The sequence below is a fragment of the Clavibacter lycopersici genome, assembly GCF_003576405.1.
GTDB lineage: Bacteria > Actinomycetota > Actinomycetes > Actinomycetales > Microbacteriaceae > Clavibacter > Clavibacter lycopersici.
Genome location: NZ_QWGT01000407.1, coordinates 1 through 1,237, shown reverse-complemented (window position 1 = coordinate 1,237; position 1,237 = coordinate 1). Strand labels below are relative to the sequence as shown.

Here is a 1,237-nt window from a genome sequence, read left to right as displayed (position 1 = left end):
CGGAGGGCGGACGCGCGCGTGTGGGTGGGTCGGCCGGGCCAGCGCGATCGGGGCAGCTGGCCCGACCGGGTCGGGGGCCGGCTCAGGACTCCGGCGTGCAGACGGTCGCGAGGGCCGTGCGGAAGGCCTTGCGGTGGGCGTCGTCGAGGCCGCGGCCGAGCTCGCCGCGGGCATCCGTCACGAGGTGGCCGCACGCCTGGTCGTCGAGCGCCGTGCGCGCCGCGCCGATGGCGGGGACGAGGCGGGCGTCAACCGCGTTGATGCGCGGACGGACGCTCGTGGTGAGGTCGGGCGCGGTGGCGGGCGCCTCGTCGGGGTGCGCGTGCCAGCGGGCGATGAGCGCGTACTGCACCTGCTTGCTCGCCGTGATCTGCGCGCGGATGATGCGCTCGGCGGCGACCGGGTCGACCCCGTCGGCCTTCGCGGCGGCGGTCGTGGCGTCGACGACGGCCTGCTCGCGCGCGGGATCGGCGACCGCCTTGCCCGACAGCCACTTCGACGCGGCCACGTCGTCGGCGATCTCGAGGCGGTCGAGCGCGGCGGACGCCACGGCGGTGACCGCCTGCTGCTCCGCCGGATCGCGCGGGCACGCCTGCGCCGGCGCGGCGGCGCCGAGGACGGCGGCGAGGGTGACGGCGAACGCGGACGTGGCGAGGAGGGCGCGGCGGGGCATGGCGGATCCGTTCTTCAGGAGCGGGCGGAGCGGGAGCGGGCGGAGCGGGAGCGGGCGGAGCGGGAGCGGGCGAGGTGGGGTCGTGCGACGAGCAGGTAGGTCGGGTCGGTCGGGTCGCCGCGAGCATAGGCAGACGGCACGCCCGGGCGGATCCCGGAGTCCACAGGCCGGCCCGATCGGGGGCGGGCGGCCGCGACCGGCCCGTCGCTAGCGTGGGCGGATGACCACGCCCGACACCGCGCCCGCGCCCGCAACCGCCGCCGCCCCCGACCCGCGGGCCTCCCGCGCGATCCCCGGGATCCGCGGCGCGCTCCTCGCCCTGGCCGTCGGCATCGCCTCCGCGGTGCTCGGGCTGCTGCCGTGGATCCTCTCCGGGCTGCGCCTGCCGCTGCAGAACCTGTGGGCGGAGGACGTGACGTCCGCGGCCGACATGCCCATCGCGCTGCTGCCGTTCAACCAGTACACCGCGGGGCTGCTGGCCGGGGTGATCCTCGTGGGCGGCGGCATCGCGGGCGCCGCCGGCCGCGCGCTGCGCTCGCGGCTCCCGCGGCGCGGATCCTGGCT

1 protein-coding gene and 1 pseudogene are annotated in these 1,237 nt (G+C 78.4%); one reads left to right on the top strand and one right to left on the bottom strand.

Translation table 11 applies throughout. The features are described from left to right. Positions 1–82 precede the first annotated feature (82 nt). Positions 83–673, bottom strand: a complete 591-nt coding sequence (gene aroQ / locus DZG00_RS15550) for a gamma subclass chorismate mutase AroQ (protein WP_119455823.1) — start codon at positions 671–673, stop codon at positions 83–85. Positions 674–893: 220 nt separating this feature from the next. Between aroQ and DZG00_RS15545 the strand changes: the two are divergent. After that, positions 894–1,237, top strand: a pseudogene (locus DZG00_RS15545) (hypothetical protein); the annotation flags it as partial.